Origin of the sequence: Achromobacter spanius (assembly GCF_039673305.1) — a bacterium.
GTDB classification, from domain to species: domain Bacteria; phylum Pseudomonadota; class Gammaproteobacteria; order Burkholderiales; family Burkholderiaceae_B; genus Achromobacter; species Achromobacter spanius_F.
On sequence record NZ_JBDJLJ010000112.1, the window covers coordinates 1 to 3,388 of the forward strand.

Annotated in this window: 4 protein-coding genes; 3 read left to right on the forward strand and 1 reads right to left on the reverse strand. The window is 67.8% G+C overall.

Translation table 11 applies throughout. The annotated features are described in order from the left end of the window. Positions 1-86 precede the first annotated feature (86 nt). Positions 87-923 (forward strand): formylglycine-generating enzyme family protein, encoded by an 837-nt coding sequence (locus ABE485_RS30965; protein WP_346519079.1) that lies wholly within the window; start codon positions 87-89, stop codon positions 921-923. A 9-nt stretch (positions 924-932) separates the two neighbouring features. Here ABE485_RS30965 and ABE485_RS30970 read toward each other — a convergent pair whose 3' ends face one another. Next, positions 933-1,715: a Crp/Fnr family transcriptional regulator gene (locus ABE485_RS30970; protein ID WP_346519080.1), complete on the reverse strand. Its 783-nt coding sequence runs from the start codon at positions 1,713-1,715 to the stop codon at positions 933-935. Positions 1,716-1,904: 189 nt separating this feature from the next. Between ABE485_RS30970 and nirK the strand changes: the two genes are divergently transcribed. Both nirK and ABE485_RS30980 read left to right on the forward strand, forming a co-directional pair. Next, on the forward strand, positions 1,905-2,987 hold the full coding sequence (gene nirK, locus ABE485_RS30975; RefSeq protein ID WP_346519081.1) for a copper-containing nitrite reductase: 1,083 nt from the start codon (positions 1,905-1,907) through the stop codon (positions 2,985-2,987). Positions 2,988-3,059: 72 nt separating this feature from the next. Next, a complete protein-coding gene (locus tag ABE485_RS30980) occupies positions 3,060-3,386 on the forward strand; it encodes a c-type cytochrome (protein WP_346519082.1) in 327 nt (108 codons plus the stop codon). Positions 3,387-3,388: the final 2 nt, after the last annotated feature.

Genomic DNA, 3,388 nt, shown 5'->3' on the forward strand with positions numbered 1-3,388 from the left:
CCCCGAAAGGTGGCGCACGCCCGCAACCGGTCCAATGGAAGCAAAGCCCGCGCCGCCTTGGCGCGGGCGCACCGGAGAAACTCCGCATGCGCTTCCTGCAGATCGCCGCCGCCATTTCCTTGTTGTTCACAGCTTGCGGGCCCGCAGACCGGGCCCGTTTTGCATTGCCGGAACTCACGCGGCTGCCGCCCGGCGAGGTCAGCTATCAGCCTCCCGGCGAGGCGCTGCGCAACGGCTATCCGGTCACCCCGGCGCCCGTGACCTCGCGGCACAAGCGCGGCGTGGCCATCATGACGCGCCAGGTCAGCCAGGCCGAATACGCGGCGTGCGTGCGCGCCGGCGCCTGCAAGCCGCTGGACCCGGCGCACCGCGAGGCCTATTCGCCGCAGCTGCCGGCCACCGGCATCAGCTGGTCGGACGCCACGGCTTATGCGGCGTGGCTGTCGGGCTCCACGGGCCAGCGCTTCCGGCTGCCCCACTATGCAGAATGGGTCTACGCCGCGGGCGAGGCCTACCGCGAGGAAGCGCCCGCGGACCTGCCGGATGACGGCGGGGCCGCGGCGGGCGACCCCGCCCAGCGCTGGCTGGCGGAGTACGAGCAGCAAAGCCGCCGCGGCGGGCAGGCCGCCGACACGCAGGTGCGCCCGTTCGGCGGCTATGGCGTCAATGCGGCGGGGCTGAAAGACATGGCCGGCAGCGTGTGGGACTGGACTTCGGACTGCCACTCGCGGCGGATGCTGGACGCATCGGGAGGCAGCGCGGACGACGATGCGGCGCTGAGCCGCAATTGCGGCATCCGCGTCGCGGCGGGCCGGCACATCGCCTATCTGCCCGACTTCATCCGCGATCCCAAGAGCGGGGCCTGCTCGGTGGGCGTGCCCCCGGCCAACCTGGGCCTGCGCCTGGTGCTGGAAGAGGGCTAGCAGGCGCCGCTACAGCGCGGCGATTTCCTCGGGCGCCTCGGTGACGGCGGGCGATCCGCTGCGGCACGACAGGCACGACGAGCAGTCCATGCCGGGTTGCGCGTTTTCTGAAAGGCGGGCCAGCGCGGCTGGCGACCGCAGTACGATGCGCTTGCGTCCGCTGCTGACGATGCCGCGCTGTTTCCAGTCGCTGAGCAGCCGGCTGACCGTGTGCAGCGTGGTGCCGGTCATTTCGGCGACATCCTGGCGCGTGATGGGAAAGCCGATGCCGATGCCGTCGTGCATGGGCTGTCCGGACTGCTGCACCAGCCGCAGGATGGCGCGCGCCACCCGCTGCTCGACCTCGTCGGTGGACAGTTCCTGGATGCGCAGGTGCGCGTCCTGCAGGCGCTGTCCCATGGTCTGCAGCGCGATCGCGCTCAGTTGCGGATGGCTGGCCGTGAAACCCTCCCAGGCCGAGGCGGGCCACGCCAGGCAGACGCTTTCCTGCACGGCCAGCACGGTGGCCGGGTAACAGGACTGCCGCATGGCGCAGGCCAGCCCGAACATGTCGCCCGGATTGACATATCGCACTACGACTTGATCGCCTTCCGATGTAAGCTGGGCCACCTTCAGGCAACCGTGCAGCAGCACGAAGAAATGCGCGCCCGCCGCGCCTTGCCGGTAGGCGGCCTCGCCGGCTTCAAGGCGGCAGGGAACGGCGTGCTGGAGCGCGGCATCGAGCTGCGCGTCGGTCAAGGGCCTGAAGAGATCCAGGTTGCGCAGCAGGGCATGGCATAAAGGCGATGGCATGGCGGTCCGCGTGTGGCCGTGGAGGATTTCCACGGTTCGATGGTGACACCTGGGGGGCACCCTGACAATGCGCGGACGCCCACAGGGTTATCCCGAATTTGCGCTACGACAAAGAACGCGATGGCCCGCGGTTCTTCAATGGAGCTGCCGACAGACTCGGCTTTGAAGAAACCGAAAGAGGAGTAGCACATGAACGCGTTGCGCCCAACCTTGCTTGCCGCCGCCCTGGCTCTCACGATGGCTGGCGGCGTGGCTTTCGCCCAGGATGCCGACAAGCTGCCGCGCGCCAAAGTCACCCTGGTCGCCCCGCCGATGGTCCACCCGCATGAGCAGGTGGCGAAGTCGGGCCCCAAGGTGGTCGAATTCACCATGACCATCGAGGAAAAGAAGATGGTCATCGACGGCAAGGGCACCACCCTGCAGGCCATGACCTTCAACGGCTCCATGCCCGGCCCGACGATGGTCGTGCACGAGGGCGACTACGTGGAGCTGACGCTGGTCAACCCCAAGACCAACGCGATGCCGCACAACGTGGACTTCCACGCCGCGACCGGCGCGCTGGGTGGCGCCAAGCTCACCAACGTGAACCCGGGCGAACAGGCGACGCTGCGTTTCAAGGCGGACCGCGCCGGCACCTTCGTCTATCACTGTGCGCCTGAAGGCATGGTGCCCTGGCACGTGGTGTCCGGCATGAGCGGCACGATCATGGTGCTGCCGCGCGAGGGCCTGAAGGACCCGAAAGGCAAGCCGCTGCATTACGACCGCGCCTACACGATCGGCGAATTCGACCTGTACATTCCCAAGGACGCCAACGGCAAATACAAGGACTACGCGACCCTGGCCGAAAGCTATGGCGACACCGTGGAAGTCATGCGCAAGCTGACCCCGTCGCATATCGTCTTCAACGGCAAGGTCGGCGCGCTGACCGGCGACAACGCGCTGACCGCCAAGGTGGGCGAGACCGTGCTGCTGATCCATTCGCAGGCCAACCGCGACACGCGTCCGCACCTGATCGGCGGCCATGGCGACTGGGTCTGGGAAACCGGCAAGTTCAACAACCCGCCCGAAAAGGACCTGGAAACCTGGTTCATCCGCGGCGGTTCGGCAGGGGCGGCGTTGTACACGTTCAAGCAGCCGGGCGTCTACGCCTACCTGAACCACAACCTGATCGAAGCCTTTGAACTGGGCGCGGCCGGGCATATCAAGGTCGAAGGCAAGTGGAACGACGACCTGATGAAGCAGATCAAGGCGCCGGGTCCGATCCCGCGCTGATGGCCTGACGGCAAGGCGCGCGCCGCGCGTCTTGCCGGCTCAATCCCGAACCCGTAGCCGAGAGTCCTTGCCATGCCCCGTATCGCCCGAATCGCAGTCGCCCTTGCCCTGGCCAGCCTGCCCATGCAGCAGGCCGCGGCGGACACCGTGGCCGCCGTCAATCCCGCAGGAGAAAATCTCTATAAATCGGCCTGTGTCGTCTGCCATGCCAGCGGCGTGGCCAATGCCCCCAAGCTGGGCGACAAGGCGGCCTGGACGCCATTCCTGGCGCAGGGCGCCGATGCGCTGATGGTCACCGTGCTGAAAGGCAAGGGCGCCATGCCGCCGCGTGGCGGCTCCGCCGCGGACGAGGCCACGCTGCGCGCCGCCGTGGAATACATGATGGCAGCGGCGCGCTAGGC